27 protein-coding genes are annotated in these 25,739 nt (G+C 36.9%); 26 read left to right on the forward strand and 1 reads right to left on the reverse strand.

Features of this window, described 5'->3' with window-relative positions; all coding sequences use genetic code 11:
* Positions 1-110 precede the first annotated feature (110 nt).
* From grpE to ILT06_RS03040, 26 genes are all read left to right on the forward strand, one after another.
* On the forward strand, positions 111-677 hold the full coding sequence (gene grpE / locus ILT06_RS02915) for a nucleotide exchange factor GrpE (RefSeq protein WP_088048097.1): 567 nt from the start codon (positions 111-113) through the stop codon (positions 675-677).
* A gap of 26 nt (positions 678-703) precedes the next feature.
* Positions 704-2,539, forward strand: a complete 1,836-nt coding sequence (dnaK, locus tag ILT06_RS02920) for a chaperone protein DnaK (protein WP_000034697.1) — start codon at positions 704-706, stop codon at positions 2,537-2,539.
* A gap of 193 nt (positions 2,540-2,732) precedes the next feature.
* Positions 2,733-3,839 (forward strand): chaperone protein DnaJ, encoded by a 1,107-nt coding sequence (dnaJ, locus tag ILT06_RS02925; RefSeq protein WP_064470265.1) that lies wholly within the window; start codon positions 2,733-2,735, stop codon positions 3,837-3,839.
* Between the two features lie 28 nt (positions 3,840-3,867).
* Positions 3,868-4,806: a 50S ribosomal protein L11 methyltransferase gene (prmA, locus tag ILT06_RS02930; RefSeq protein ID WP_222654810.1), complete on the forward strand. Its 939-nt coding sequence runs from the start codon at positions 3,868-3,870 to the stop codon at positions 4,804-4,806.
* 146 nt (positions 4,807-4,952) lie between these two features.
* On the forward strand, positions 4,953-5,702 hold the full coding sequence (locus ILT06_RS02935) for a 16S rRNA (uracil(1498)-N(3))-methyltransferase (protein WP_064474770.1): 750 nt from the start codon (positions 4,953-4,955) through the stop codon (positions 5,700-5,702).
* Positions 5,703-5,708: 6 nt separating this feature from the next.
* A complete protein-coding gene (gene mtaB, locus ILT06_RS02940) occupies positions 5,709-7,061 on the forward strand; it encodes a tRNA (N(6)-L-threonylcarbamoyladenosine(37)-C(2))-methylthiotransferase MtaB (protein ID WP_000108688.1) in 1,353 nt (450 codons plus the stop codon).
* Positions 7,062-7,526: 465 nt separating this feature from the next.
* Positions 7,527-7,700 (forward strand): 30S ribosomal protein S21, encoded by a 174-nt coding sequence (gene rpsU / locus ILT06_RS02945; RefSeq protein ID WP_000048061.1) that lies wholly within the window; start codon positions 7,527-7,529, stop codon positions 7,698-7,700.
* 15 nt (positions 7,701-7,715) lie between these two features.
* A complete protein-coding gene (locus ILT06_RS02950) occupies positions 7,716-8,159 on the forward strand; it encodes a GatB/YqeY domain-containing protein (protein ID WP_000054579.1) in 444 nt (147 codons plus the stop codon).
* A gap of 108 nt (positions 8,160-8,267) precedes the next feature.
* A complete protein-coding gene (yqfC, locus tag ILT06_RS02955) occupies positions 8,268-8,561 on the forward strand; it encodes a sporulation protein YqfC (protein ID WP_000732264.1) in 294 nt (97 codons plus the stop codon).
* Positions 8,562-8,739: 178 nt separating this feature from the next.
* On the forward strand, positions 8,740-9,939 hold the full coding sequence (yqfD, locus tag ILT06_RS02960) for a sporulation protein YqfD (RefSeq protein ID WP_048541519.1): 1,200 nt from the start codon (positions 8,740-8,742) through the stop codon (positions 9,937-9,939).
* A 3-nt stretch (positions 9,940-9,942) separates the two neighbouring features.
* A complete protein-coding gene (locus tag ILT06_RS02965; protein ID WP_046957565.1) occupies positions 9,943-10,902 on the forward strand; it encodes a PhoH family protein in 960 nt (319 codons plus the stop codon).
* 193 nt (positions 10,903-11,095) lie between these two features.
* A complete protein-coding gene (locus ILT06_RS02970; protein WP_088048099.1) occupies positions 11,096-13,240 on the forward strand; it encodes an HD family phosphohydrolase in 2,145 nt (714 codons plus the stop codon).
* Entirely contained in the window at positions 13,237-13,707 is a 471-nt protein-coding gene (ybeY, locus tag ILT06_RS02975; protein WP_000054689.1) for an rRNA maturation RNase YbeY, read from the forward strand. The genes ILT06_RS02970 and ybeY overlap by 4 nt, the downstream gene beginning before the upstream one ends.
* The gene (locus ILT06_RS02980) at positions 13,704-14,057 is read left to right on the forward strand and encodes a diacylglycerol kinase family protein (protein WP_064474774.1); all 354 of its coding nucleotides are present in this window, start codon (positions 13,704-13,706) and stop codon (positions 14,055-14,057) included. The genes ybeY and ILT06_RS02980 overlap by 4 nt, the downstream gene beginning before the upstream one ends.
* Before the next feature lie 99 nt (positions 14,058-14,156).
* On the forward strand, positions 14,157-14,555 hold the full coding sequence (locus ILT06_RS02985; RefSeq protein ID WP_222654811.1) for a cytidine deaminase: 399 nt from the start codon (positions 14,157-14,159) through the stop codon (positions 14,553-14,555).
* Positions 14,548-15,453 carry a GTPase Era gene (era, locus tag ILT06_RS02990; protein ID WP_001080239.1) on the forward strand — a complete coding sequence of 302 codons (906 nt, stop codon included), beginning with the start codon at positions 14,548-14,550 and terminating at the stop codon, positions 15,451-15,453. Before ILT06_RS02985 ends, era begins: the two co-directional genes overlap by 8 nt.
* 176 nt (positions 15,454-15,629) lie before the next feature.
* Positions 15,630-15,773 carry a YqzL family protein gene (locus tag ILT06_RS02995; RefSeq protein WP_000883924.1) on the forward strand — a complete coding sequence of 48 codons (144 nt, stop codon included), beginning with the start codon at positions 15,630-15,632 and terminating at the stop codon, positions 15,771-15,773.
* Positions 15,774-15,806: 33 nt separating this feature from the next.
* Positions 15,807-16,553, forward strand: coding sequence for a DNA repair protein RecO (gene recO, locus ILT06_RS03000; protein WP_000487012.1), 747 nt, complete (start codon positions 15,807-15,809; stop codon positions 16,551-16,553).
* 107 nt (positions 16,554-16,660) lie between these two features.
* Positions 16,661-17,293, forward strand: coding sequence for a transcriptional regulator CcpN (ccpN, locus tag ILT06_RS03005; RefSeq protein WP_000583755.1), 633 nt, complete (start codon positions 16,661-16,663; stop codon positions 17,291-17,293).
* Positions 17,294-17,322: 29 nt separating this feature from the next.
* Positions 17,323-18,135, forward strand: coding sequence for a pyruvate, water dikinase regulatory protein (locus tag ILT06_RS03010; protein WP_000368940.1), 813 nt, complete (start codon positions 17,323-17,325; stop codon positions 18,133-18,135).
* Between the two features lie 367 nt (positions 18,136-18,502).
* Complete coding sequence (locus tag ILT06_RS03015) at positions 18,503-18,658, forward strand: hypothetical protein (protein WP_169833821.1); 156 nt, start codon at positions 18,503-18,505, stop codon at positions 18,656-18,658.
* A 330-nt stretch (positions 18,659-18,988) separates the two neighbouring features.
* Positions 18,989-20,785, forward strand: coding sequence for a DNA primase (gene dnaG, locus ILT06_RS03020; RefSeq protein WP_064474776.1), 1,797 nt, complete (start codon positions 18,989-18,991; stop codon positions 20,783-20,785).
* A 59-nt stretch (positions 20,786-20,844) separates the two neighbouring features.
* Entirely contained in the window at positions 20,845-21,972 is a 1,128-nt protein-coding gene (gene rpoD / locus ILT06_RS03025) for an RNA polymerase sigma factor RpoD (RefSeq protein WP_000764061.1), read from the forward strand.
* A gap of 385 nt (positions 21,973-22,357) precedes the next feature.
* Complete coding sequence (cccA, locus tag ILT06_RS03030; RefSeq protein WP_000828147.1) at positions 22,358-22,714, forward strand: cytochrome c550; 357 nt, start codon at positions 22,358-22,360, stop codon at positions 22,712-22,714.
* Between the two features lie 165 nt (positions 22,715-22,879).
* Positions 22,880-23,587 carry a tRNA (adenine(22)-N(1))-methyltransferase gene (locus ILT06_RS03035; protein ID WP_064474777.1) on the forward strand — a complete coding sequence of 236 codons (708 nt, stop codon included), beginning with the start codon at positions 22,880-22,882 and terminating at the stop codon, positions 23,585-23,587.
* Positions 23,584-24,705 carry a Nif3-like dinuclear metal center hexameric protein gene (locus ILT06_RS03040; protein ID WP_064474778.1) on the forward strand — a complete coding sequence of 374 codons (1,122 nt, stop codon included), beginning with the start codon at positions 23,584-23,586 and terminating at the stop codon, positions 24,703-24,705. Before ILT06_RS03035 ends, ILT06_RS03040 begins: the two co-directional genes overlap by 4 nt.
* A 40-nt stretch (positions 24,706-24,745) precedes the next feature.
* On the opposite strand, the gene ILT06_RS03045 is transcribed toward ILT06_RS03040, so the two are convergent.
* Positions 24,746-25,696: a 4-hydroxy-3-methylbut-2-enyl diphosphate reductase gene (locus ILT06_RS03045; protein WP_000706674.1), complete on the reverse strand. Its 951-nt coding sequence runs from the start codon at positions 25,694-25,696 to the stop codon at positions 24,746-24,748.
* Positions 25,697-25,739: the final 43 nt, after the last annotated feature.

Raw genomic sequence — 25,739 nt, forward strand, 5'->3', positions numbered from 1 at the left:
GAGTAATACATTCGCTCAAGTAATGAAATTTTCATTGCTGTGTGTAATATATAATGCTTAGGTAATTGTGTTCAGCATAATACCTAATACCTTTTAAGGAGGTGAATATTGTGGAAGAGCGTAACGAACAAGTGGTAGAAGAAGTAAAAGAAGCGCAAGTTGAAGAAGCTGTCACGACAGAAAACAGTGAAAAAACTGTAGAAGAAAAAAGTGAGGCTGCTCTTTTACAAGAAAAAGTAGATGAGTTACAAGCGAAGCTAACGGAAACGGAAGGTCGCACATTACGTCTACAAGCTGATTTTGAAAATTATAAGCGTCGTGTCCAAATGGATAAACAGGCTGCTGAAAAATATAGAGCACAAAGTCTAGTTTCAGATATTGTGCCAGCTCTTGATAATTTTGAAAGAGCGATGCAAGTGGAAGCGACTGATGAACAAACGAAATCCTTGTTACAAGGTATGGAAATGGTGCATCGTCAATTGCTAGAAGCGTTGACTAAAGAAGGTGTTGAAGCGATTGAAGCTGTTGGTAAACAGTTTGATCCTAATGAACACCAAGCTATTATGCAAGTGGAAGATAGTGAATTTGAATCAAACGCGGTAGTTGAAGAATTCCAAAAAGGTTATAAACTAAAAGACCGTGTGATTCGCCCATCAATGGTAAAAGTAAATCAATAATTTACATAAAAGTAGGAGGATTCGCCATGAGTAAAATTATCGGTATTGACTTAGGTACAACAAACTCTTGTGTAGCTGTTATGGAAGGTGGAGAACCAAAGGTTATCCCAAATCCAGAAGGAAACCGTACAACACCTTCTGTTGTAGCTTTCAAAAATGAAGAGCGTCAAGTTGGGGAAGTTGCAAAGCGTCAAGCAATTACAAACCCAAATACAATCATGTCTGTTAAACGTCATATGGGTACAGACTACAAAGTAGAAGTTGAAGGTAAAGATTATACACCTCAAGAAATTTCTGCAATCATTTTACAAAACTTAAAAGCTTCTGCTGAAGCATACTTAGGTGAAACGGTAACGAAAGCTGTTATTACAGTACCTGCATACTTCAACGATGCAGAACGTCAAGCAACAAAAGATGCTGGTCGTATCGCTGGTTTAGAAGTTGAGCGTATCATTAACGAACCAACAGCAGCAGCGCTTGCTTACGGTTTAGAAAAACAAGATGAAGAGCAAAAAATCTTAGTATATGACTTAGGTGGCGGTACATTTGACGTATCTATCCTTGAGTTAGCAGACGGAACATTCGAAGTTATTTCAACTGCTGGTGACAACCGTCTTGGTGGAGATGACTTTGACCAAGTTATTATTGACCACTTAGTAGCTGAGTTCAAAAAAGAAAATAACATTGATTTAAGCCAAGATAAAATGGCACTTCAACGTTTGAAAGATGCAGCTGAAAAAGCGAAAAAAGATCTTTCTGGCGTAACACAAACACAAATTTCATTACCATTCATTAGTGCTGGAGCTGCTGGTCCATTACACTTAGAATTAACGTTAACAAGAGCGAAATTCGAAGAGATTTCAGCAGGTCTTGTTGAAAGAACGTTAGAGCCAACTCGTCGTGCATTAAAAGACGCTGGTTTTGCTCCAAGCGAATTAGATAAAGTTATCCTTGTTGGTGGATCTACTCGTATTCCAGCTGTACAAGAAGCTATTAAACGTGAAACTGGTAAAGAACCATATAAAGGTGTAAACCCTGATGAAGTTGTAGCATTAGGTGCTGCAGTTCAAGGTGGCGTACTTACTGGTGATGTAGAAGGCGTACTATTATTAGACGTAACTCCACTTTCTTTAGGTATTGAAACTATGGGTGGTGTGTTCACGAAATTAATCGAGCGTAACACTACAATTCCAACAAGTAAGTCACAAGTATTCTCAACAGCTGCTGATAACCAACCGGCAGTAGACATTCACGTATTACAAGGTGAGCGTCCAATGTCAGCTGACAACAAAACATTAGGTCGTTTCCAATTAACAGACCTTCCACCAGCACCACGTGGTATTCCACAAATCGAAGTAACATTCGATATTGATGCGAACGGTATCGTTAACGTACGTGCAAAAGACTTAGGAACAAGCAAAGAGCAAACTATTACAATCCAATCTTCTTCAGGTCTTTCTGATGAAGAAGTAGATCGTATGGTACAAGAAGCAGAAGCAAATGCTGACGCTGACCAAAAACGTAAGGAAGAAGTTGAACTTCGTAACGAAGCTGATCAGCTTGTATTCCAAACGGATAAAGTTGTAAAAGATTTAGAAGGTAAAGTGGATGCGGCTGAAGTTGCAAAAGCAACAGAAGCGAAAGAAGCATTACAAGCTGCGATCGAGAAGAACGAGCTTGAGGAAATCCGTGCGAAAAAAGATGCTTTACAAGAAATCGTACAACAATTAACTGTTAAATTATATGAGCAAGCTCAAGCAGCTGCAGGGCAAGCAGAAGGTGCACAAGGAGCACAAGATGCTGGCGCGAAGAAAGACAATGTAGTAGACGCTGAGTTTGAAGAAGTAAAAGAAGATAAGTAATATAAATAAGTAAGATGACAAAAAGTCAAAGTCAAGCGTGCCTTGACTTTGACTTTTTTCACGAATGAAAAGAAAAGTGTGAGGTTCTTAAGTTTTTTACTTTGCATACTGTAAGTGAGGAAACTTTGTTGCAAAGCACTTTCTTTCGGTGTTAAAATTACGTTTATGTGAAAGATTCGGGGGTTGTAAATTTATGAGTAAACGAGACTATTATGAGGTCCTTGGACTTAGCCAGGGTGCTTCAAAAGATGAAATAAAAAAAGCGTATCGTCGTTTGGCTAAAAAATACCATCCAGACGTAAGTAAAGAAGAAAATGCAATTGAAAAGTTTAAAGAAGTACAAGAAGCATACGAAGTATTAAGCGACGATCAAAAGCGCGCGCAATATGATCAATTTGGTCATGCTGGTGCAAATCAAGGCTTTGGCGGCGGAGGAGACTTCGGCGGTGGCTTCGGTTTCGAAGATATCTTTAGTTCGTTCTTTGGCGGCGGTGGCGGGAGACGTCGTGATCCAAATGCTCCGCGTCAAGGTGCTGACTTACAATATCAAGTTACTTTAGAGTTTGAGGAAGCTATTTTTGGTAAAGAATTAAATGTTGAGATTCCAGTAGAAGATCCATGTGATACTTGTAAAGGTAGCGGAGCGAAACCAGGAACTTCAAAAGAAACATGTAAACATTGTTCAGGATCAGGGCAAGTAAGTGTAGAACAAAATACACCATTTGGTCGTATCGTAAACCGTCAAGCTTGTGGTCATTGTTCAGGAACTGGTCAAATGATTAAAGAAAAATGTACGACATGTCACGGTTCTGGTAAAGTACGTAAACGTAAAAAAATCAACGTTAAGATTCCGGCAGGTATCGATAATGGTCAACAAATTCGTGTATCTGGAAAAGGTGAAGCAGGCGTAAATGGCGGACCGGCAGGAGATTTATATGTTGTTGTTCATGTTAGAAATCATGAATTCTTTGAGCGTGAAGGAGATCACATTATTTGTGAAATGCCATTAACATTTGCGCAAATGGCACTTGGTGCTGAAGTGGAAGTTCCTACTGTTCATGGGAAAGTGAAGCTGAAAATTCCAGCAGGAACACAAACAGGAACAGAATTCCGCTTAAAAGGAAAAGGTGCTCCGAACGTACGTGGATACGGTCAAGGAGATCAATATGTAGTCGTTCGTGTTGTTGTACCGACGAAATTAACTTCACATCAAAAAGAGTTATTACGTGAATTTGCGGGACAAGAAGAGCAGGATGATAGTTTATTTGGAAAGCTTAAACGTGCTTTCAAAGGGGAATAATGGAAATAAAAAATGGAGTTGGTAAATTGTGAAATGGTCAGAAGTTAGTATTCATACAACAGAAGAAGCAGTAGAAGCTGTCTCTCATATTTTACACGAAGCTGGTGCTAGTGGAGTTGCAATTGAGGATCCAGCGGAGTTGACGAAAGAGCGCGAGCAACAATATGGTGAAATTTATGCATTGAACCCAGATGAATATCCGGCGGAAGGTGTATTAATAAAAGCATATTTCCCACAAACGGATTCTTTACAGGAAACGATTGCGGGTGTAAAATCATCTATTGATATGCTTCCATCTTACGACATCGAAATTGGTACTGGAAATATTACCGTTAACGAAGTCAATGAAGAAGATTGGGCTACTGCTTGGAAAAAATATTACCATCCAGTACAAATTTCTGATACATTCACAATTGTGCCGACGTGGGAAGAATATACACCAGCTTCTCCGGAAGAAAAAATTATTGAATTAGATCCAGGTATGGCGTTTGGGACAGGAACCCATCCGACAACAACGATGTGTATTCGTGCTTTAGAAAAAACAGTTCAGCCAGGTGATACTGTCATTGATGTAGGAACAGGTTCTGGTGTACTTAGTATTGCAGCGGCAAAATTAGGTGCGTCTTCTGTTCAAGCCTATGATTTAGATCCAGTTGCAGTAGATAGTGCAGAAATGAATGTACGTTTAAATAAAACAGATGATATCGTGTCTGTTGGACAAAATAGTCTTTTAGAAGGTATTGAAGGTCCTGTTGATTTAATCGTAGCTAACTTATTGGCAGAAATTATTCTTTTATTCCCTGAGGATGCAGCAAGAGTTGTGAAGTCGGGCGGATTATTTATTACATCGGGCATTATTGCAGCGAAGGAAAAGATAATTTCTGAGGCGCTAGAAAAAGCTGGATTTACAATTGAAGAAGTATTACGAATGGAAGATTGGGTAGCAATTATTGCACGAAATGCGTAATATAGATTTTAGTTTATAATGAAAAGGGGGAGTCTCTCACTATAAGGTGAGGGACTTGCCGTTTGTTATATGAAAAAATGATAACGTTTCGTTCTTTTCGTAAGTGTTGACTTACGAAAGGAACGAAACTCTACTAAGGTGATTATATGCAACGTTATTTTGTAGAAGAGAAATATGTAAATGAGACAAGTATTCGCATTGTAGGTGATGACGTACATCATATCGCAAGAGTGATGCGTATGTCAGCTGGGGATCACATTTATTGCTGTGTAAACGGAAAAACAGCAGTATGTTCAATTGATGAAATTACCAGTGAATTTATTAATACGGCTATTGTAGAATGGGTAGAGGCGTCAAGTGAACTTCCTGTTTTCGTGACGATTGCAAGTGGACTGCCGAAAGGAGACAAGCTAGAGTTAATTTTCCAAAAAGGAACTGAGCTTGGGGCAGCCGCATTTTTACCATTTCAAGCATCTCGCTCTATTGTAAAATGGGATGCGAAAAAAGCTGATAAAAAAGTTGAGCGTTTAAGAAAAATTGTGAAAGAAGCTGCGGAACAATCGCATAGAAGCGAAATTCCAGAAGTGCATGCACCGGCATCATTTAAGCAATTGCTTTCAATGAGTAATGAGTATGATGTATGCCTTGTTGCGTACGAAGAGGAAGCAAAACAAGGTGAGAAATCCAATTTTGCTAAAGCTTTAACGACGATGAAACCAGGCCAAAAACTATTGATTGTATTTGGACCAGAAGGTGGTTTAGCGGAGGAAGAGATTACTACGCTTCGTGAACATAAATTTGTACCATGTAGTTTAGGACCAAGAATTTTAAGAACAGAAACGGCGCCGTTATACGCGTTAAGTGCTGCTTCGTATCATTTTGAATTGATGGGGTGATGATCAATGTCAACTGTTGCGTTCCATACGTTAGGTTGTAAAGTAAACCACTATGAAACAGAGGCCATTTGGCAATTGTTTAAACAAGGTGGATATGAAAGAACTGAATATGAAAAGAAAGCTGATGTATATGTTATTAATACGTGTACAGTAACGAATACGGGAGATAAGAAAAGCCGTCAAGTTATTAGACGTGCTGTTCGTCAAAATCCGGATGCAGTTATTTGTGTAACGGGATGTTATGCACAAACATCTCCAGCGGAAATTATGGCGATTCCAGGTGTAGATATTGTAGTTGGTACACAGGATCGTGAAAAGATGTTAGGATACATCGAAGAATTCCGCAAAGAGCGTCAACCAATTAATGCTGTCCGCAACATTATGAAAACACGTGTATACGAAGAACTGGATGTACCTTATTTCACGGATCGTACACGTGCATCTTTAAAAATACAAGAAGGTTGTAATAATTTCTGTACATTCTGTATTATTCCTTGGGCACGTGGTTTAATGCGTTCTCGTGATGGAAAAGAAGTTATTAAACAAGCGCAGCAATTAGTAGATGCAGGTTATAAAGAAATCGTATTAACAGGTATTCATACAGGTGGGTACGGTGAAGATATTAAAGATTATAACTTAGCTGGATTACTTCGTGATATGGAAGCGGAAGTAGGCGGATTAAAACGTCTTCGTATTTCTTCTATTGAAGCGAGTCAGATTTCAGATGAAGTAATTGAAGTGTTAGATAAGTCTGAAGTAGTTGTACGTCACTTGCACATTCCATTGCAATCTGGATCTAATACTGTATTAAAGCGTATGCGTCGTAAGTATACGATGGAATTTTTCCAAGAGCGTTTAGATCGATTGAAAGAAGCGTTACCAGGTCTTGCGATTACATCGGATGTGATTGTTGGTTTTCCGGGTGAAACAGAAGAAGAATTTATGGAAACATACAATTTCATTAAAGAGAATCGCTTCTCAGAGTTACACGTATTCCCTTACTCAAAGCGTACAGGAACACCTGCAGCGCGTATGGAGGATCAAGTTCCTGAAGATGTGAAGAATGATCGTGTTCATCGTTTAATTGAACTATCTAACCAATTAGCGAAAGAGTATGCGTCACAGTTTGAAGGGGAAGTGCTTGAAATCATTCCGGAAGAGCAATTTAAAGAGGGCGACCGTAAAGGGTTATATGTAGGCTATACGGATAACTACTTAAAAATTGTATTTGAAGGATCAGAAGAATTAATTGGTAAGCTAGTGAAAGTGAAAATTACGAAAGCTGGTTATCCATATAACGAAGCGCAATTTGTTCGTGTTCTTGAAGATGATGTAAAAAAAGAATCAGCAAGCGCATAAAATGAAACTTTAATGAGTGGGGTTTTTGTTCCTCCCCGCTCATTATCAGCCGGACTCCTACCTAAGTTCTTTGCTTTTGCTGAATTTTGAGGTGGGGGTCTTACTGCCCGGTAAATAGCAGGATAAAAAAAGCATGCAAACGGAAACGATTTGCATGCTTTCTTTTTTTTCGTGGAGAAGTTAAGTACTGAAAAGGCAGGTACGTCGAATGAGTAGTTATTTAATATTTTCTTGTATTAAAAAAGATGTAATGATAAAAATATAGTTGTCTTCAGGGGAAAAGGATAATAGCTATCTATATAGCTTTTGAACAGGGAAGGGCATCTATTCTTCTTTTATTCTGCCAAATAGTTGACCTGAAGTGATAAAATGTATTATAATCGTAAAAGACATGCTGAAGAAGGGTTTCTTTTTGCATGCTGAAATTAGTATGTAAGTGTGATGTTTCGGAGGGAGGGAAAGAGAATGTCAAAAACAGTCGTTCGTAAAAACGAGTCTTTGGAGGATGCACTTCGCCGTTTTAAAAGATCGGTTTCTAAAACTGGTACACTTGCTGAAGCAAGAAAGCGCGAGTTTTATGAAAAGCCAAGTGTAAAACGTAAGAAGAAATCTGAAGCGGCAAGAAAGCGTAAATTCTAAGAGAGGGTGTAAGTTATGAGTCTTCTCGGTCGTTTAAACGATGATATGAAACAAGCGATGAAGAATAAACAAAAAGAAAAATTAACCGTTATTCGTATGGTTAAGGCTGCTTTACAAAATGAAGGTATTAAACTGCAACATACTCTTACTGAAGAAGAGGAATTAACAGTTTTAGCTCGTGAAGTAAAACAGTATAAGGACTCCCTCCTTGAATTTAAAAAAGCTGGTCGTGAAGACCTTGTTAATAAACTGCAAAGTGAAATTCAGATTTTAAGCGCATATTTGCCGGAGCAATTAACAGAAGAAGAACTAGCGAATGTAATTAAGCAAGTTATTTCTGAAGTTGGTGCGACTTCTAAAGCAGATATGGGTAAGGTGATGACTGCTGTTATGCCGAAAGTAAAAGGTAAAACAGACGGATCACTTGTGAATAAGCTGGTTATCCAGCTATTAGCATAAAAAAACGTCTCATTTCGTATGAGACGTTTTTTTATGCTTTTTTTCAGTTTGGACGTGATATTACAAGCTCTTTTTTCATACATATGGGATGAGAGGGGGTCTTTTGAGATGAAAAAATTAGAACAAATGAAGAATTGGTTAACAAAGCAAATAGACCTGCCAGTGGATGTGCTAATGGATCTACCTCGGATCACGCTTGTTGGGCAAGTGCATATCTATATAGAAAATCATCGGGGTTTATTAGTGTTTTCAGATAAAGAAGTAAGATTGTTATTAAAGCACGGTCAATTATTAATTAAAGGGCAATCCTTTATTATTAAAACAATCCTTCCAGAAGAACTTTTGCTTGAAGGAATAATTGAGCAAGTGACATTTTTAGAAAACGAAAAAAAAGAGGAGTGAGGGAAACTTCCATATGTGAAGTTTTTCTTCGTTATTTTCGTGATTCGAACTTACTATTCAGTTTATCTCGCTATTTATGGGGGGTAGAACTCTTTATTTCATTTTCGTACGAGCTATTTTGCTAATTAAAGTGAAAAAAGTAGTGTGTATACTTTTGGAAAGGTAGTGGAGATAGTAGATGAAAAATAAATGGTTTATAAAGTGGCTTGGATATGTAAAAGTACGAATTGAAGGTAGAGGAGCGGAACGGTTCGTTAACGAATGTGTACGTAGAAAATTATTAGTTTGGGATGTTAAGAAGATTGCTGATGAAACGTTAGTTTTTTGTATGTTATTACGAGATGTGAAGAAAATAAAACCAATTTATAGAAAAAATGAATGTAAACTATATTTTATTGGGCGTTACGGTTTTCCCTTTTTGAATAAGCGTTTAATTAAAAATAGTGGATTCTTAATTGGTTTTTTAATTTTCTTTTTTGGCATGATTGCATTATCCAATATGGTTTGGAAAATTGAAATTACAGGGGCGAAACCTGAAACAGAATATATATTGATGAAAGAATTGGACAAAATGGGTATTAAAAAAGGGAAATTACAATTCCAAATGCCTAATGTAGAAGATGTACAACGTCATTTGACAGACAATATTAATGCGATTACTTGGGCGGGACTAGAAATAAGAGGAACGACGTATCATTTTAAAATTGTTGAAAAAAACGAGCCGAAAAAAGAAAAGGAACAAAGGCCGCAAAATTTAGTAGCAAAAAAAGAAGCGATTGTGACAAAAACATTTGTTGAAGTAGGAAAACCAGTCGTCTTGAAAAATGACCATGTCGAAAAAGGGCAGCTTCTCGTATCAGGGGTATACGGTAATGAGGAGAGTCCGACGATTGTTTCGGCGAAAGGTATTGTATATGGAGAAACGTGGTACACATCTGAGGTGAATGTACCACTGAAGACGCAATTTCAAGTATATACTGGCAATGCATATAATGAGCATTACCTTACGTTTGGGAGTGCGAAAATAAAAATATGGGGATTTCAACATGATAAGTATAAACGCTCTCGTACTGAAAGTGTAAAACACGATGTGAAACTATTTGGTTTTACACTGCCGATCGCGTATGAAAAAGATATTGTACGAGAAGAGGAAGAAGCGAATCGGGAATATACAGAAAAACAGGCAATGAAAGTAGCAAAAGAGATGGCTGAAAAAGAACTAAAGAAAAAATTGGATGAACATGCTATGATTGTAAGTGATAAGATTTTGAGTAAAGAGGTTGAGGCGGATCAACTAAAAGTCACGTTGCATTATACTGTGATCGAAAATATTGCAGAGCCACAACCAATATCCGAATCCGATATTCAAGGAGACTGAGTAATGGCAGAACAATTAGTAGAAATGAACCAACAATTGGAAAATACTAACGAAGCAATCGCTCTTTTTGGAGTCAATGATGCTCATTTGAAAGTAATTGAACGTGAACTGAATGTATCGATTGTAACTAGAGGTGAAACTGTTCATGCATCTGGAGCAGTTGAAACTGTGACACTCGTAGAAAAAATCTTACAGCAATTACTTGTTGTTATTCGAAAAGGTATATCAATTACAGAAAGAGATGTTGCGTATGCAATTCAGCTCGCACAACAAGGGAAAATTGCTCAATTTGAAGAGTTATATGAAGAAGAAATCTTTAAAACGGCAAAAGGTAAATCCATTCGTGTAAAAACAATGGGGCAAAGAAGATATATTCATGCAATGAAGAAGAATGATATTGTATTTGGAATGGGACCTGCTGGGACTGGGAAAACATACTTAGCTGTAGTAATGGCTGTGAGAGCTTTAAAGCAAGGGTATGTAAAGAAAATTATTTTAACGAGACCGGCTGTAGAAGCTGGAGAGAGTTTAGGTTTTTTACCAGGAGATTTGAAAGAGAAGGTAGATCCGTATTTACGTCCATTGTATGATGCTTTGCACGATATTCTTGGACAAGAATATACGCAACGTATGATGGAGCGAGGGGTAATTGAAATCGCACCTCTTGCTTATATGAGAGGGCGTACGCTCGATGATTCATTTGTTATTTTAGATGAAGCGCAAAATACAACGGGTGCACAAATAAAAATGTTTTTAACTAGATTAGGTTTTAGTTCTAAAATGGTTATTACGGGGGATCCTTCACAAGTAGACTTACCAAAAGGGGTAAAATCAGGGCTTTCGCTAGCTTCTAACATTTTATCTGGTGTGTCAGGTCTTTCATTTATTACATTAGAACAAACGGACGTTGTGAGGCATCCGCTGGTGCAACGTATTATTGAGGCATATGATAAAATGGAATGATCCTATTTGTCAGGATCATTTCTTTTTGTATTAAGGTTGGCGAACGGCATGTTTTTTACTATCATAAAAGATAAGAGAAATAAACTATAGGTACTGGTTTATCAAAATGTTACTTAAAAGTATCGTTGGCTAGAAGAAATGAAAGCTATAAATAGTTTCACTTTATTTCTGGAGAGGAGAAGGTATTGAAATCATGTTAAGATCTGAAGAAATTTCTAAGTGGTTTCGTAATTTACAACATTCGAAAAAACTAAGTTGGATTTCTTACGTTTTATTAGGAGCAGTGTTGTTTTTTGCACTTATGAATAATGTAAAACCAGAGCAATTAGATGTTGATATGTATTCTATTGCAAAAAAAACAATTCATTCTCCTATTAAAATTGAAGATAAGGTTATAACGGACAGAAAAAAACAAGAGGCCGCTCAAAAAGTTGGGGATCAATATACATATAGAAGTGAATATAAACAAAATAGAGTAGATATTGTAAATGATGTTTTTGCTAAGGTAAATGAAGCAATTCAAGAGATGAAAGCTGCTGGACCTGAAGAGCAAAAAAAGATGACCGATGCAAATAAATTAGAAAAGTTGAAGAAGAAGTTGCCATCTAATTTAACAAAGGAATTATCTGATGAGAATTTATTATATTTTATTAATGCAGAACCGGATCAATTAGAATTAGCAAAGAACGCGGCTCTAACGTCTGTTAGTGTTATTATGGGTGGAAATATTAAAATGTCCGAAGAAATAGCAGCAAAAGAGCGATTTGTTAATGAAATGAAAAGCCTCAATGTGAATAGCGGATTGAAGGAAGCTGTGAACGCGCTAGGATCATATGCAATTACAGCAAATTATTTTTATGATCCGGCTGTAACGAAAGAGAAGAAGAAAGCGGAAGAAGATTTAGTTCCACCTGTTTATATTCTTCAAGGACAAGTTATTGTTAGAGAAGGTGAAACAATTTCAAGTGATATGTATAATCAGTTGAAATTAGTCGGTTTATTAGAGAAAGGTAATAGTTTTCAGCCTTATGTTGGATTAGCAGTGCTCATTGGTGTGTTACTGTACTTTATGCATAAGCAGTTTGAAGTATTTTTACAGCGTAAAAGAGAAGATAGACCATATATTTTAGCGTATATTACAATTTTGTCTATCACGATTGTTTTAATGAAAACGATTAGTTTGTTTCAAAAGCTTGAATATGCAGGAATTGCGTATGTTGTCCCGGTTGCGATGGGAACAATACTTGTAAAACTAATGATTGGCGATCGATTTGTATTTTTAACAAGTATGATTTTTTCTGTGTGCGGAAGTATTATGTTTAATGAAGGGGTAACAAGTACACTGAATTATAGTGTAGGTATTTATGTGTTGTTAAGTTCATTATCAGTAAGCATTTTCTTAAGAGAAAAAAATCGTCGTACGATGATTTTGCAAGCTGGTATACTCGTTTCTATCTTAAATGTGGTCGTCTTAGCGGCGTTATTATTATTACGTAATGGGAATTTTTCACCTCTTGAAATTGGAACGCAATTATTGATGGCTTCCGTTTCAGGAATTATCTCATCCGTTTTGGCTATGGGGATATTACCATATTTAGAGAGTGGACTTGGAATTGTATCAAGCATGAAGCTTATGGAACTATCAAGTCCGAATCATCCGCTTTTGCGTAGAATTTTGTTAGAAGCGCCAGGAACGTATCACCACAGTGTAATGGTAGCGAATCTTTCTGAGGCAGCGTGTGAAGCGGTTGGAGCAAATGGTGTATTAGCACGTGTAGGGGCGTATTATCATGATGTAGGAAAAACAGTACAACCGCAATTCTTTATTGAAAACCAGATGGGAATTGAAAATCCACATGATAAATTAGAGCCTGTGACGAGTAAAGATATTATCATTGCTCATGTAACAGATGGAGTCAGAATGCTCGAAGAATACCATATTCCGCAAGAAATTATCGATATTGCTGGACAACACCATGGTACAACATTACTTAAATATTTTTACTATAAGGCAATTAAAGAAGATAAAGAAAAATATACAGAAGAGATGTTTCGCTATCCGGGATCAAAAGCAACTTCTAAAGAGTCGGCAATTGTTGGTATTGCTGATAGTGTTGAGGCGGCGGTACGATCTATGAATCACCCAACGCCAGATCAAATTAATAATTTAGTGCAAAGTATTATTAAAGATCGCCTGCAAGATGGGCAATTTAGTGAATGTGATTTGACGTTTAAGGAACTACAAATCGTTGGAAAAACGTTATGTGAAACGTTAAATGGTATTTTCCATTCGCGTATTACATATCCGGAACCACCGGAAGAGAAGGAGAAAGAATGAGTTTATTAATTGATTTCATTGATGAAACAGAAGAAGTGAAAGAAGAATATGTGAATTTAATTCGTGAGATATTAGAAAAAGCAGCTCAAATGGAAAAAATAGAGGATGGTGCGGAGTTATCAGTGACATTTGTAGATAACGAACGCATTCGCGAGATTAATCGTGATTACCGAGATAAGGATCAGCCTACTGATGTCATTTCCTTTGCTATGGAAGAAATGGGAGAAGGAGAAATGGAAATTGTAGGTGCAGAGATGCCTCGTATGTTAGGTGACCTTATTATTTCTATTCCGAGAGCGAAAGAACAAGCTGAAGAGTATGGACATTCTTTTGATCGTGAACTTGGCTTTTTAGCGTTACATGGCTTTTTACATTTACTTGGTTATGACCACATGACAGAAGAGGATGAAAAAGAAATGTTTGGAAGACAAAAAGAAATTTTAGAGGCATTTGGATTAGGACGATGAAAAAAGGAAAACTTATAAATAGTTTTGGATATGCTATAGCAGGTATATTCTTTTGTTTTCGTCATGAACGAAATATGAAAATTCATTATTTAGCCGCAGTCATTGTTATATGCTGCGGCTTTTATTTCCATATTACGAAAGTAGAGTGGACAGTATTACTTATTGTAATAGGAATTGTAATGAGTTTAGAGATGGTAAATACGGCTGTGGAAAAAACAGTAGATTTAGCGACTACCGATATACATCCGTTTGCGAAAATTGCAAAGGATGTCGCAGCCGGATCGGTTTTATTGTTTGCGATAATAGCTGTTATAATTGGTGCTATTATCTTTTTGCCGTATGTGGTATAGTTGCATTCCAAAGCTTTTATGAAGCTTTGAAAGTGCCGTAAAGGCCTTTAATGAGAGAGTGTATCTATTCACAGCTGTGGACAGGAAGGATGCGGGAATATGAATAGTAAACAATTAATTCAAGAAGCAATCGAAGCGCGTAAACAAGCGTACGTACCATATTCTAAATTTCAAGTAGGTGCAGCATTATTAACACAGGATGGAAAAGTATATCGTGGATGTAATGTTGAGAATGCATCATATGGCTTATGTAACTGTGCAGAAAGAACAGCTTTATTTAAGGCGGTTTCTGAAGGAGATAAAGAGTTTGTAGCTATCGCGATTGTGGCGGATACAAAGCGTCCAGTACCTCCTTGTGGAGCATGTCGACAAGTTATGGTAGAATTATGTAAACAGGATACGAAAGTATACCTATCAAATTTACATGGTGACGTTCAAGGGACGACAGTCGGAGAATTGTTACCAGGAGCATTTTTAGCGGAGGATTTACATGAATAGAAAAGGTTATAAATCAGGTTTTGTCTCTATTATTGGCAGACCGAATGTTGGGAAATCTACATTTTTAAATCGTATTATCGGCCAGAAAATTGCCATTATGAGTGACAAGCCACAAACAACTCGTAATAAAATTCAAGGCGTATATACAGAAAATGATTCACAAGTAATTTTCATTGATACACCAGGAATACATAAACCTAAACATAAATTAGGCGACTTCATGGTGAAGATGGCTCAAACGACATTAAAAGAAGTTGATATTGTTCTGTTTATGGTCAATGCAGTTGAAGGATTTGGTCGTGGTGAGGAATTTATTATTGAGAAATTAAAAGAAACGAAACAACCAGTATTTTTAGTAATTAATAAAATTGACCAACTTCATCCAGAGCAATTGTTAGAGTTAATTGATCAATACCGTAAACTATATGAGTTTGCAGAGATTGTACCAATTTCTGCATTAGACGGCAATAATGTGGATGCTTTAATTGGAACAATTAAAAAGTATTTACCAGAAGGACCGCAATACTACCCAGATAATCAAGTAACGGATCATCCAGAGCGATTTATTATTTCAGAGCTTATTCGTGAAAAAGTATTACATTTAACACGTGAAGAAGTGCCGCACTCTGTAGCGGTTGTTATTGATGCAATTCAAAAACGTGAGGGCGGAGCGGTTTATATAAACGCAACGATTGTTGTTGAACGTGCATCACAAAAAGGAATTATTATAGGTAAGCAAGGAAAGATGTTAAAAGAAGTCGGTAAGCGAGCTCGTTTTGACATTGAAGCACTACTTGGTTCTAAAGTATTTTTAGAAGTATGGGTAAAAGTGCAAAAGGATTGGCGTAATAAAATGTCTCAGCTTCGTGACCTTGGTTTCCGCGAAGACGAGTACTAAAATAGAGTAAAGCTGTAATCAGCGGATGTTTTGTTCATCCGCTGATTATTGGTTTTTATAAGTTTTGATAAATTAGGAAAAATTTTTCTCACATGAAAATGGACAAAATGGGTCAATTTAATAACAACAAAGGAAATTGGTTTATAGGCTACGCTTATTGAGAAAGGTGGATTCTTATGCTAGATTTTACCTGGAAGTTTTTCTCCAAAACAGGAAGCATTGAAACGTACTTGCTTTTGAAAGAAATGGAAAAAGACGTAAACGATGAGATGGATCAACATGAAGAGGAGCTAGCGCATCTAGACTCTCCAATTTCTTGACCCGTTTTGTTCAAACCTTGGATGGTGACGAACATGTTTCAAAAAGTTGAGGGCATCGTTATCCGTACGACAGATTACGGAGAAACGAACAAGATTGTTACAATATTCTCAAGAGAATTGGGTAAGGTAAGTGCAATGGCAAGAGGAGCGAAAAAACCGAAAAGCCGGTTAGCATCTGTTTCGCAACTTATGACCCATGGTAATTTTCTTATTCAAATGGGATCTGGACTTGGAACTTTGCAACAAGGCGAGATTATTTCAACTATGAAAGAAATTCGCGAGGATATATTTTTAACTGCTTATGCATCATTTATTGTTGAGTTAACTGATAAAGCAACAGAAGATAAAAAACATAATCCATATTTATTTGAAATGTTATATCAAACGTTGCATTATATGTGTGAGGGTGTTGATTCAGAAGTATTATCATTAATTTATCAAACGAAAATGCTTCCGGTATTAGGGATGCGCCCGTACTTTGATACATGTGCGATTTGTCATCAAGAAACAGATTTTGTCGCCTTCTCTGTCCGGGAAGGCGGTTTTCTGTGCTCGCGTCATGCTGAGCAAGACCAGTATCGTATACCAGTGGGGGAAGCTGTTCATAAATTATTACGTCTTTTCTACCACTTCGATTTACATAGACTTGGCAATGTATCAGTGAAGGATAGCACAAAAAAACAAATGCGTTTAGTATTGAATACATATTATGATGAATATTGCGGGATTTATTTGAAGTCAAGACGTTTCTTAGAACAACTTGATAAGTTTCAAATATAATTTGGGACCGTATACGGTCCTTTTTACATCCTATCTTTTTCGAATAGCATATTTAGTATATAATATTTAAGAGATAGTATAACTTTTTTCGTTGTGCATTAAAGGTGGTGATTATCATAGAGCTGAATAAACGGCAAGAACATATCATTCAGATTGTAAAAGATCACGGTCCTATTACAGGGGAGTCAATTGCTGCGCAATTAGGACTAACACGTGCAACGCTAAGACCAGACTTAGCAATTTTAACGATGGCTGGTTATTTAGAAGCGCGTCCACGCGTAGGTTATTTTTATACGGGTAAAACCGGGGGGCAGCTATTATCTGAAGCTGTTAAGAAAATTAAAGTACAAGATTATCAATCTAGACCAGCTGTAATTGATAAAAATGTATCAGTATACGATGCGATTTGTACTATGTTTTTAGAGGATGTAGGTACATTGTTCGTTGTAGATCAATCGACGCTATTAGTTGGCGTTGTATCTCGTAAAGATTTATTACGAGCTAGCCTTGGAAAGCAGGATTTAACCTCTCTTCCGGTTAATATTATCATGACAAGGATGCCGAACATTGCGATGTGTCGTAGAGAAGATTCTTTATATGATATTGCGATGGAATTAATAGAAAGACAGATTGATGCAATGCCAGTTGTAAAAGATACGAAACAAGGTTTAGAAGTGATTGGACGAATTACAAAAACAAATATTACACGTGCGTTTGTAAACTTAGTAAATAACGAATAAGTGTAATTTGTTTAAAGTGAGGTAATGTAATGGATAATAAAATCGTATATGTCGTATCTGACTCTGTTGGAGAAACGGCTGATTTGGTTGTTCGAGCAGCGATGGGGCAATTCCCATTTGCTCCTGATATTAGACGTGTACCGTATGTAGAAGATACAGGGACATTAAAAGAAGTGATTTCGATTGCTAAGAGCAATCAAGCGCTTATTTGTTTTACGTTAGTAAAGCCTGACATGCGTCAGTATTTAGTGACAGAGGCTGCGAAAGAAGGCGTAGAGGCATATGATATTATCGGGCCTCTTATCGATCAAATTGAAGAAATTACAGGGCAAGTACCAAGATATGAGCCGGGTGTTGTTCGTAGATTAGATGAAGAATACTTTAAAAAGATTGAAGCGATTGAGTTTGCTGTAAAGTATGATGATGGTAGAGACGCACGTGGTATTTTAAAAGCAGATATCGTGTTGATTGGAATTTCGCGCACATCAAAAACACCACTTTCTCAATATTTAGCTCATAACAAACGTTTGAAAGTTGCCAATGTACCGCTCGTACCAGAAGTAGATCCGCCTGAAGAATTATATCAAGTGGCTAAAGAAAAATGCTTCGGTTTGAAAATTACGCCAGATAAGTTGAATCATATTCGAAAAGAGCGATTGAAATCACTTGGACTAAGTGACGGTGCAACATATGCCAATATTAATCGTATTAAAGAAGAAATTGATCACTTTGAGAATGTAGTTGGTAAAATAAATTGTCAAGTAATTGATGTATCGAATAAAGCGATTGAAGAAACAGCCAACATTATTGTGAATGCAGTGCAAAACCAAAAATTGTTTTAGCACATTTACCAAAGGTGAATGTGCTTTTTTCGCTCGTGAGAAACACAATACCTGTTGATTTCGTAATAGATTATAGCGGAGTGGTTATACTTATATTCTTCTGTCTTTTTATTATGCTAAAGGCAGGGTTTCGTTATCCTGAAATAGAAGATGAAAAAATAAAGGGATATGTAGCGTAGTTGAAGAAAATATATTATAATAAAAAATTGTGATAAAAACCTATATTTTACGTTTAGACTTTAATTTTTCAGAATAAACTAGGGATAGGATTTACGAAAAGACATGTAATTACGTTAAATCGACAAAATCTATACAAGAAAACGCACATTATGGAAGGATTCGCAGAAGGGATGTAGAATACAGAAATATGCAAAACATCAATATCGTATTAGTTGATGCAGATGCATATCCTGTGAATGCTGAAAATTGTGCAAGTTGGAACGAAAGTTCATGTCGAAATTTTGTTTGTCACATCGTATGCTCATCGTTTAAGGAAGTAGCAAGGGAAATTGGATCTATGTAGATGCTGAATAAGCTAAAGTTGATTTTTTATATGTATCAACATGCAAAAGAAACAGATCTCGTGATCACATAGGATATGGTGCTTGCTAGTCTTCTTGTAAAAAAAGTGTATATGTATTGTCTCCAGGAGGTACATTTGTAACAGATGAGCAAATGGATACAATTTTATATAGTAGGTACGTATCTGCGAAATTACGCAGAAAAGGGCCTGCAAAATCGTTTGATAACGTGATCGACAACACTTTCTAATAAGTTTAGAAAAAATATTGTCGAATTATAAAGGAATTTTTTAATTTATATCGAATACAAAATACGACACGGAGATGGATTTATGGGGAACAGAATTCCCGAAGAAGTTGTTGAACAGATTCGGACGTCATCGGATATTGTAGAAGTGATTGGTGAATACGTTCAACTTAGAAAACAGGGGCGTAACTATTTCGGCCTTTGTCCATTTCATGGTGAGAATTCTCCTTCATTCTCTGTTTCATCTGATAAGCAAATTTTTCATTGCTTCGGATGTGGAGAAGGTGGAAATGTATTTTCCTTTCTAATGAAAATGGAAGGATTGGCTTTTACCGAGGCTGTTCAAAAGCTAGGTGAAAGAAATGGAATTGCGGTTGCAGAGTATACATCAGGGCAAGGACAACAAGAAGACATATCTGATGACACTGTCATCATGCAACAGGCTCATGAACTTTTGAAAAAGTATTATCACCATTTATTGGTAAATACAGAAGAAGGAAATGAAGCACTTTCGTATTTGCTAAAACGTGGTATTACGAAAGAGATGATTGAGAAGTTTGAAATTGGTTATGCGTCACCTGCTTGGGATGCAGCAACGAAAATTTTACAAAAAAGAGGTTTATCGCTGTCTAGTATGGAACAAGCTGGTCTTCTCATAAGAAGCGAGAAGGATGGTAGTCATTATGATCGCTTCCGTGGAAGGGTTATGTTTCCAATCTCTACGTTACAAGGTAAAGTGATAGCGTTTAGTGGAAGGGCGTTAGGAGATGACACTCCGAAATATTTAAATAGCCCTGAAACACCAATTTTTCATAAAAGTAAATTGTTGTATAACTTCCACCTAGCGAGGCCGTTTATTAGAAAACGTGGGCAAGTGGTCCTTTTTGAAGGGTATGCCGACGTACTAGCTGCGGTAAAAAGTGGTGTGGAAGAAGCTGTTGCGACAATGGGAACAGCTTTAACTGAAGAACAAGCAAAACTTCTGCGACGTAACGTTGAAACTGTTGTTCTTTGCTATGATGGTGATAAAGCAGGGCGAGAAGCAACGATGAAAGCAGGGCAATTATTGCTAAAAGTTGGTTGCCAAGTGAAAGTTACATCCTTGCCAGATAAGCTTGATCCTGATGAATATGTGCAACAATATGGGACAACTGCTTTTGAAAATCTTGTGAAATCAAGTATAAGTTTTGTTGGTTTTAAAATAAATTATTTGCGTTTAGGGAAAAATTTGCAAGATGAGTCTGGCAAAGAAGAATATGTGAAAAGTGTTTTAAAAGAGTTATCGTTGCTACAGGATGCGATGCAGGCAGAATCATATTTGAAGTCATTATCGCAAGAATTTTCGTATTCAATGGAAACTCTTTTGAATCAATTGCACCAATATCGCAAAGAACAAAAGGTACAGCAAAAACAAGTAAAGCAGGTTTCTAAGCCGTCTCAAATTGTTCAAACAAAACCGAAGTTAACAGGTTTTGAAAGGGCAGAAAGAGAAATTATTTATCATATGTTGCAAAGTCCAGAAGTGGCTGTTCGTATGGAATCCCACATAGAAGATTTTCATACAGAAGAACATAAAGGGATTTTATATGAACTATACGCATATTATGAAAAGGGAAATGAACCTTCAGTCGGAACATTTTTAAGTTGGCTCTCTGATGAGAAGTTGAAAAATATTATCACTGATATTTCGACGGATGAATTTATTAATCCAGAATACACAGAAGAAGTGTTACAAGGCCATTTAGAGACGCTCAACCGTCATCAAGAAAAACTTGAAAAGATGGAAATCATCTTTAAGGTAAAACAAATGGAAAAAACAGATCCTGTAGAGGCTGCTAAATATTATGTAGCATATTTACAAAATCAAAAAGCGAGAAAATAGCTTTTTTGATAAATTTTTAGTATAATGAATGTTTGTATCTCGCGTAAGGAGGGGAACAGATGGCTGACAAACCAGCTCGTTCTAAACAAATTGAAACTGAAATGACCCTTGAGCAAGTGAAAGAACAACTCACTGAGCTCGGAAAAAAACGTGGCGTTCTTACATATGAAGAGATTGCAGAACGCATGAATGGATTTGAAATTGAATCCGATCAAATGGATGAATACTATGAATATTTAGGTGAACAAGGAATTGACTTAGTTGGTGACAATGACAACGACGAAGGTCCTAATAATCGCCAAATTACAAAAGCGGAAGAAGAATTTGACCTTAATGATTTAAGTGTACCACCTGGGGTTAAAATCAATGATCCTGTTCGTATGTATTTAAAAGAAATTGGTCGTGTAGATTTACTATCCGCAGAAGAAGAAATTCGACTTGCAACGCGTATTGAAGAAGGCGATGAAGAAGCGAAACGTCGTCTGGCAGAAGCAAACTTACGTCTTGTAGTAAGTATTGCAAAGCGCTACGTGGGCCGTGGTATGCTTTTCTTAGACTTAATCCAAGAAGGGAATATGGGTCTAATTAAAGCGGTTGAAAAGTTCGATTATCGTAAAGGTTTCAAATTTAGTACGTATGCAACTTGGTGGATTCGCCAAGCGATTACACGTGCGATTGCAGACCAAGCACGAACAATTCGTATCCCAGTTCATATGGTTGAAACGATTAATAAGTTAATTCGTGTACAACGTCAATTACTACAAGATTTAGGACGCGAACCATCTCCTGAAGAGATTGGTGAAGAAATGGATCTTGCTCCAGAAAAAGTACGCGAAATCTTAAAAATTGCACAGGAGCCAGTTTCTCTTGAAACACCGATTGGTGAAGAAGATGACTCCCATTTAGGTGATTTTATTGAAGACCAAGAAGCAACATCGCCTGCGGACCATGCAGCGTATGAATTGCTAAAAGAACAATTAGAAGATGTGTTAGATACCCTAACAGATCGTGAAGAAAATGTTCTACGTCTTCGTTTTGGTTTAGATGATGGACGAACTCGTACGCTTGAAGAAGTTGGGAAAGTATTCGGCGTAACGAGAGAACGTATCCGTCAAATTGAAGCAAAAGCACTTCGTAAATTAAGACATCCAAGCCGTAGTAAGCGTCTTAAGGATTTCTTAGAATAGGCTACCTTTAAGTTTACTTCACCTTTGTGAAGTAAACTTTTTTATTTTGTTAACTTTTGTTAAACTTTAGCTATCGGCAACGATTACAATTTCTTGTAATTTATTTTACAGAATTGTCTTTTGATTTGCAAATGCTCATTTTTCGATTTTTCGATTAATTTTGTGTATTCTATACAAAAATATATGTAGAAAAGTGAAAAATATGATGAGAAACGTTAATAATTATCGAAATAATAAGCGATATAACAATAAAAAACAATAAACTGAATTTATGGAATATTTTCGACGATTAATAGTTTACTCTTTTCTGATAGAGCGTTTTCAAGTACAATGGAAATGACTGAATCATCTAACTATTTAGGGGTATAGAGGGGGGAGAAGAGATATGAAACGTAATCCGCTGATTCCGTTCGCTCTTATTGCAGCATTAGGTATTATCGTTATGTTTGTATTTTCATTTCAGGGGCTAAATAAATCTAAAGAGTTAGCTGATGCAAAAAATGGCGGGAAGCCAGCGCAAACAGCATCAAAACCAGAGGATATTGTGAAGCAAAGCTGTACGAGCTGCCACGGTGATCAGTTACAAGGGGCAGTAGGGCCTAATTTACAAAAAATTGGTGGGAAACTTTCGAAAGAAGAGATTCAAGAAGTTATTTCGAAAGGAAAAGGAAATATGCCACCAAATATAGTTCCAGCTGATCAAGCCGCTAAAGTAGCTGATTGGTTATCGAAGAAAAAATAAAGTTCCGTATAACAAGCCTGTTGCTTATGCAAAGGGCTTGTTTTTCTATATTTTCTAAAATACGATGAGTGATAGAGAATGGAATTGTTGTTATAGGCTTGCAACAACTACTATAAATTCATTATCATGGAGACAGACTGACAAGAGAAGGAGTAATGGAAATACATGAATGAAGTAAAGCTTTCAAAACGATTAGAAGAAGTTGTGCGTGAAATACCGGCAGGATCTACAGTTGCTGATATTGGATCGGATCATGCGTATTTACCGTGTTATACAATTATAAATAATATTGCTACAAAAGCAGTTGCTGGAGAGGTTGTAGATGGGCCATTTCGCTCTGCGCAAGCAACTGTAGCTGAAAGTGGCTTACAAGATAAAGTAGATGTGCGTAAAGGGAATGGATTAGCTGTTATCGCGCCAGGAGAAGTAGATGTAATTACGGTTGCTGGAATGGGTGGAGCGTTAATTCGTGACATTTTAGAAAGTGGTAAAGAAAAATTAGAAGGGGTAACTCGTTTAATTTTACAGCCGAATATTGCAGCGCATCATATTCGTGAATGGTTTATTGAGAATGGATGGGAGCTTATCCATGAAAAAATCGTAAAAGAAGATGGGAAAATTTACGAGATTTTAGTAGGCGAGCGAGGAAACATCGTGGTGCCTTATTCTGAAAATAAACAAGCGGAATTATTTATGGGGCCATTTTTAATAAAAGAAAAAGGTGAAGCTTTCGTTGAAAAATGGGAAGGGGAATTGAAAAACTTCCAAAATATTTTAAAGCAGTTAGAACGTGCGGCTGATTCTAAAGAAACAAAAGCGAAGCGTGTGGAAGTAGAAGCGAAAATGAAAATGATACGGGAGGTTTTATCATGAGTAAAATTCCAAATGGCCATGAAATTATTTCTTTATTTGAAAGTATGTATCCGAAGCATTTGGCGATGGAAGGAGATAAGGTTGGCCTGCAAATTGGAGCGCTTAATAAACCCGTACAACACGTATTGATTGCGTTAGATGTAACGGAGGAAGTTGTGGATGAAGCAATTCAATTAGGGGCGAATGTCATTATTGCGCATCACCCTTTAATTTTTAATCCGTTAAAAGCGATTCATACAGATAAAGCGTACGGAAGAATTATTGAAACGTGTATTAAAAATGATATTGCCATTTATGCAGCACATACAAATGTGGATGTTGCTAAGGGCGGGGTAAATGATTTACTTGCTGAGGCGTTAGGATTGCAAAATACAGAAGTTTTGGCACCGACATATGCAGAAGAAATGAAAAAAGTTGTTGCGTTTGTGCCAGTAACTCATGCAGAAGAAGTACGAAAAGTATTAGGAGACGCAGGTGCTGGTCATATCGGCAATTATAGCCACTGTACGTTTAATAGCGAGGGTACAGGCACGTTTGTACCTCAAGAGGGAACAAATCCTTATATCGGGGAAACTGGGCAGTTAGAACACGTAGAAGAAGTGCGAATCGAAACGATAATTCCAGCTTCACTACAGCGAAAAGTGATTAAAGCAATGGTAACTGCACATCCATATGAAGAAGTAGCATATGATGTGTATCCACTTGATAACAAAGGTGAAACATTAGGGCTTGGAAAAATAGGATATTTACAAGAAGAAATGACACTTGGACAGTTTGCGGAACATGTAAAGAAATCATTAGATGTAAAGGGTGCACGAGTTGTTGGGGATTTAAATGATAAAGTGCGCAAAGTAGCTGTACTTGGTGGCGATGGTAACAAATACATCAATCAGGCTAAATTTAAAGGAGCGGATGTATATGTAACAGGTGACATGTATTATCATGTTGCTCATGATGCGATGATGCTCGGTTTAAATATAGTTGACCCAGGACATAACGTTGAAAAAGTAATGAAGCAAGGGGTACAAAAGCAATTACAAGAAAAAGTGGATGAAAAGAAACTCAATGTACACATTCATGCTTCGCAATTACATACAGATCCATTTACATTTGTATAAGAAAAATAAAAACCGTTGCTCATATAGGCAACGGTTTTTATTATTGTTCTTTTTTCACTTTTACACGAGGTAATATTTTTTGTAATGGTACTTTTCGAACTCTCTCCCATGTAGCGGGATTCATTGGATCATATTGATCTAAGAAAGCGATAACTTCTTTTGTAATTGGAGTTGGAGTAGAAGCACCTGCTGTAACAGCTACGTTTTCTACACCTTGTAGCCACTCTAATTTAATCTCACTTACGTCTGCAACGCGGTATGCTTTCGTACCAGCGATTTCTTGTGATACTTGTGCTAAACGGTTTGAGTTGTTACTTTTCGGATCACCGACAACAATTGTTAAGTCTGCAACATCAGCTTGTTTAGCGACAGCTTCTTGGCGAACTTGAGTTGCTAAACAAATTTCCTTATGGAATTCTGCTGTTGGGAATTTCTTCTGAATGTCCTCCATTAAATGTTGAACATCCCATTGGCTCATCGTTGTTTGATTTGTAACTAAAATTTTATCTGTTGGAATTTCTAATGTTTTTAAATCATCAGCTCTTTCGATAAGGTGAACGATGTCAGGTGCAATACCAACTGCGCCTTCTGGTTCTGGATGATTTTTTTTGCCGATATAAATGACATGGTAACCTTCAGCTTTCTTTGCTTCAATAAGGTCATGTGTTTTTGTAACATCTGGACAAGTGGCATCGATTGTCGTTAAACCTTTTTCTTTTGCACGTTGTTTAACTTCTGGAGAAACGCCGTGTGCAGTGAAAATAACAGTACCAGATTCGATTTTATCTAAAATTTCTAATCGACTTGGACCGTCTAATGTAATGATGCCATCTTCTTCGAATGCATCTGTTACATGTTTGTTGTGAACAATCATACCTAAAATATAAATAGGTCTTGGTAATGATGTATCTAATGCGGCGTTACGTGCAATAACCATCGCGTCCACAACACCGTAGCAATAACCACGAGGGGAAATTTTAACAATTTTCATATGAGTAATCCTCTCCTTCTAAACAAGAGATACTTTTGTGCAT

Origin of the sequence: Bacillus sp. 17RED48 (assembly GCF_019837545.1) — a bacterium.
Lineage (GTDB): Bacteria > Bacillota > Bacilli > Bacillales > Bacillaceae_G > Bacillus_A > Bacillus_A wiedmannii.

Coding starts and splice junctions, on each gene's coding strand:
- dnaK (WP_000034697.1), top strand. CDS start 704: ATGAGTAAAATTATCGGTATTGACTTAGGTACAACAAACTCTTGTGTA.
- dnaJ (WP_064470265.1), top strand. CDS start 2,733: ATGAGTAAACGAGACTATTATGAGGTCCTTGGACTTAGCCAGGGTGCT.
- ILT06_RS02935 (WP_064474770.1), top strand. CDS start 4,953: ATGCAACGTTATTTTGTAGAAGAGAAATATGTAAATGAGACAAGTATT.
- mtaB (WP_000108688.1), top strand. CDS start 5,709: ATGTCAACTGTTGCGTTCCATACGTTAGGTTGTAAAGTAAACCACTAT.
- rpsU (WP_000048061.1), top strand. CDS start 7,527: ATGTCAAAAACAGTCGTTCGTAAAAACGAGTCTTTGGAGGATGCACTT.
- ILT06_RS02950 (WP_000054579.1), top strand. CDS start 7,716: ATGAGTCTTCTCGGTCGTTTAAACGATGATATGAAACAAGCGATGAAG.
- yqfC (WP_000732264.1), top strand. CDS start 8,268: ATGAAAAAATTAGAACAAATGAAGAATTGGTTAACAAAGCAAATAGAC.
- yqfD (WP_048541519.1), top strand. CDS start 8,740: ATGAAAAATAAATGGTTTATAAAGTGGCTTGGATATGTAAAAGTACGA.
- ILT06_RS02965 (WP_046957565.1), top strand. CDS start 9,943: ATGGCAGAACAATTAGTAGAAATGAACCAACAATTGGAAAATACTAAC.
- ILT06_RS02970 (WP_088048099.1), top strand. CDS start 11,096: ATGTTAAGATCTGAAGAAATTTCTAAGTGGTTTCGTAATTTACAACAT.
- ybeY (WP_000054689.1), top strand. CDS start 13,237: ATGAGTTTATTAATTGATTTCATTGATGAAACAGAAGAAGTGAAAGAA.
- ILT06_RS02980 (WP_064474774.1), top strand. CDS start 13,704: ATGAAAAAAGGAAAACTTATAAATAGTTTTGGATATGCTATAGCAGGT.
- ILT06_RS02985 (WP_222654811.1), top strand. CDS start 14,157: ATGAATAGTAAACAATTAATTCAAGAAGCAATCGAAGCGCGTAAACAA.
- era (WP_001080239.1), top strand. CDS start 14,548: ATGAATAGAAAAGGTTATAAATCAGGTTTTGTCTCTATTATTGGCAGA.
- ILT06_RS02995 (WP_000883924.1), top strand. CDS start 15,630: ATGCTAGATTTTACCTGGAAGTTTTTCTCCAAAACAGGAAGCATTGAA.
- recO (WP_000487012.1), top strand. CDS start 15,807: ATGTTTCAAAAAGTTGAGGGCATCGTTATCCGTACGACAGATTACGGA.
- ILT06_RS03010 (WP_000368940.1), top strand. CDS start 17,323: ATGGATAATAAAATCGTATATGTCGTATCTGACTCTGTTGGAGAAACG.
- ILT06_RS03015 (WP_169833821.1), top strand. CDS start 18,503: ATGCAAAACATCAATATCGTATTAGTTGATGCAGATGCATATCCTGTG.
- dnaG (WP_064474776.1), top strand. CDS start 18,989: ATGGGGAACAGAATTCCCGAAGAAGTTGTTGAACAGATTCGGACGTCA.
- rpoD (WP_000764061.1), top strand. CDS start 20,845: ATGGCTGACAAACCAGCTCGTTCTAAACAAATTGAAACTGAAATGACC.
- cccA (WP_000828147.1), top strand. CDS start 22,358: ATGAAACGTAATCCGCTGATTCCGTTCGCTCTTATTGCAGCATTAGGT.
- ILT06_RS03035 (WP_064474777.1), top strand. CDS start 22,880: ATGAATGAAGTAAAGCTTTCAAAACGATTAGAAGAAGTTGTGCGTGAA.
- ILT06_RS03040 (WP_064474778.1), top strand. CDS start 23,584: ATGAGTAAAATTCCAAATGGCCATGAAATTATTTCTTTATTTGAAAGT.
- ILT06_RS03045 (WP_000706674.1), bottom strand. CDS start 25,696: ATGAAAATTGTTAAAATTTCCCCTCGTGGTTATTGCTACGGTGTTGTG.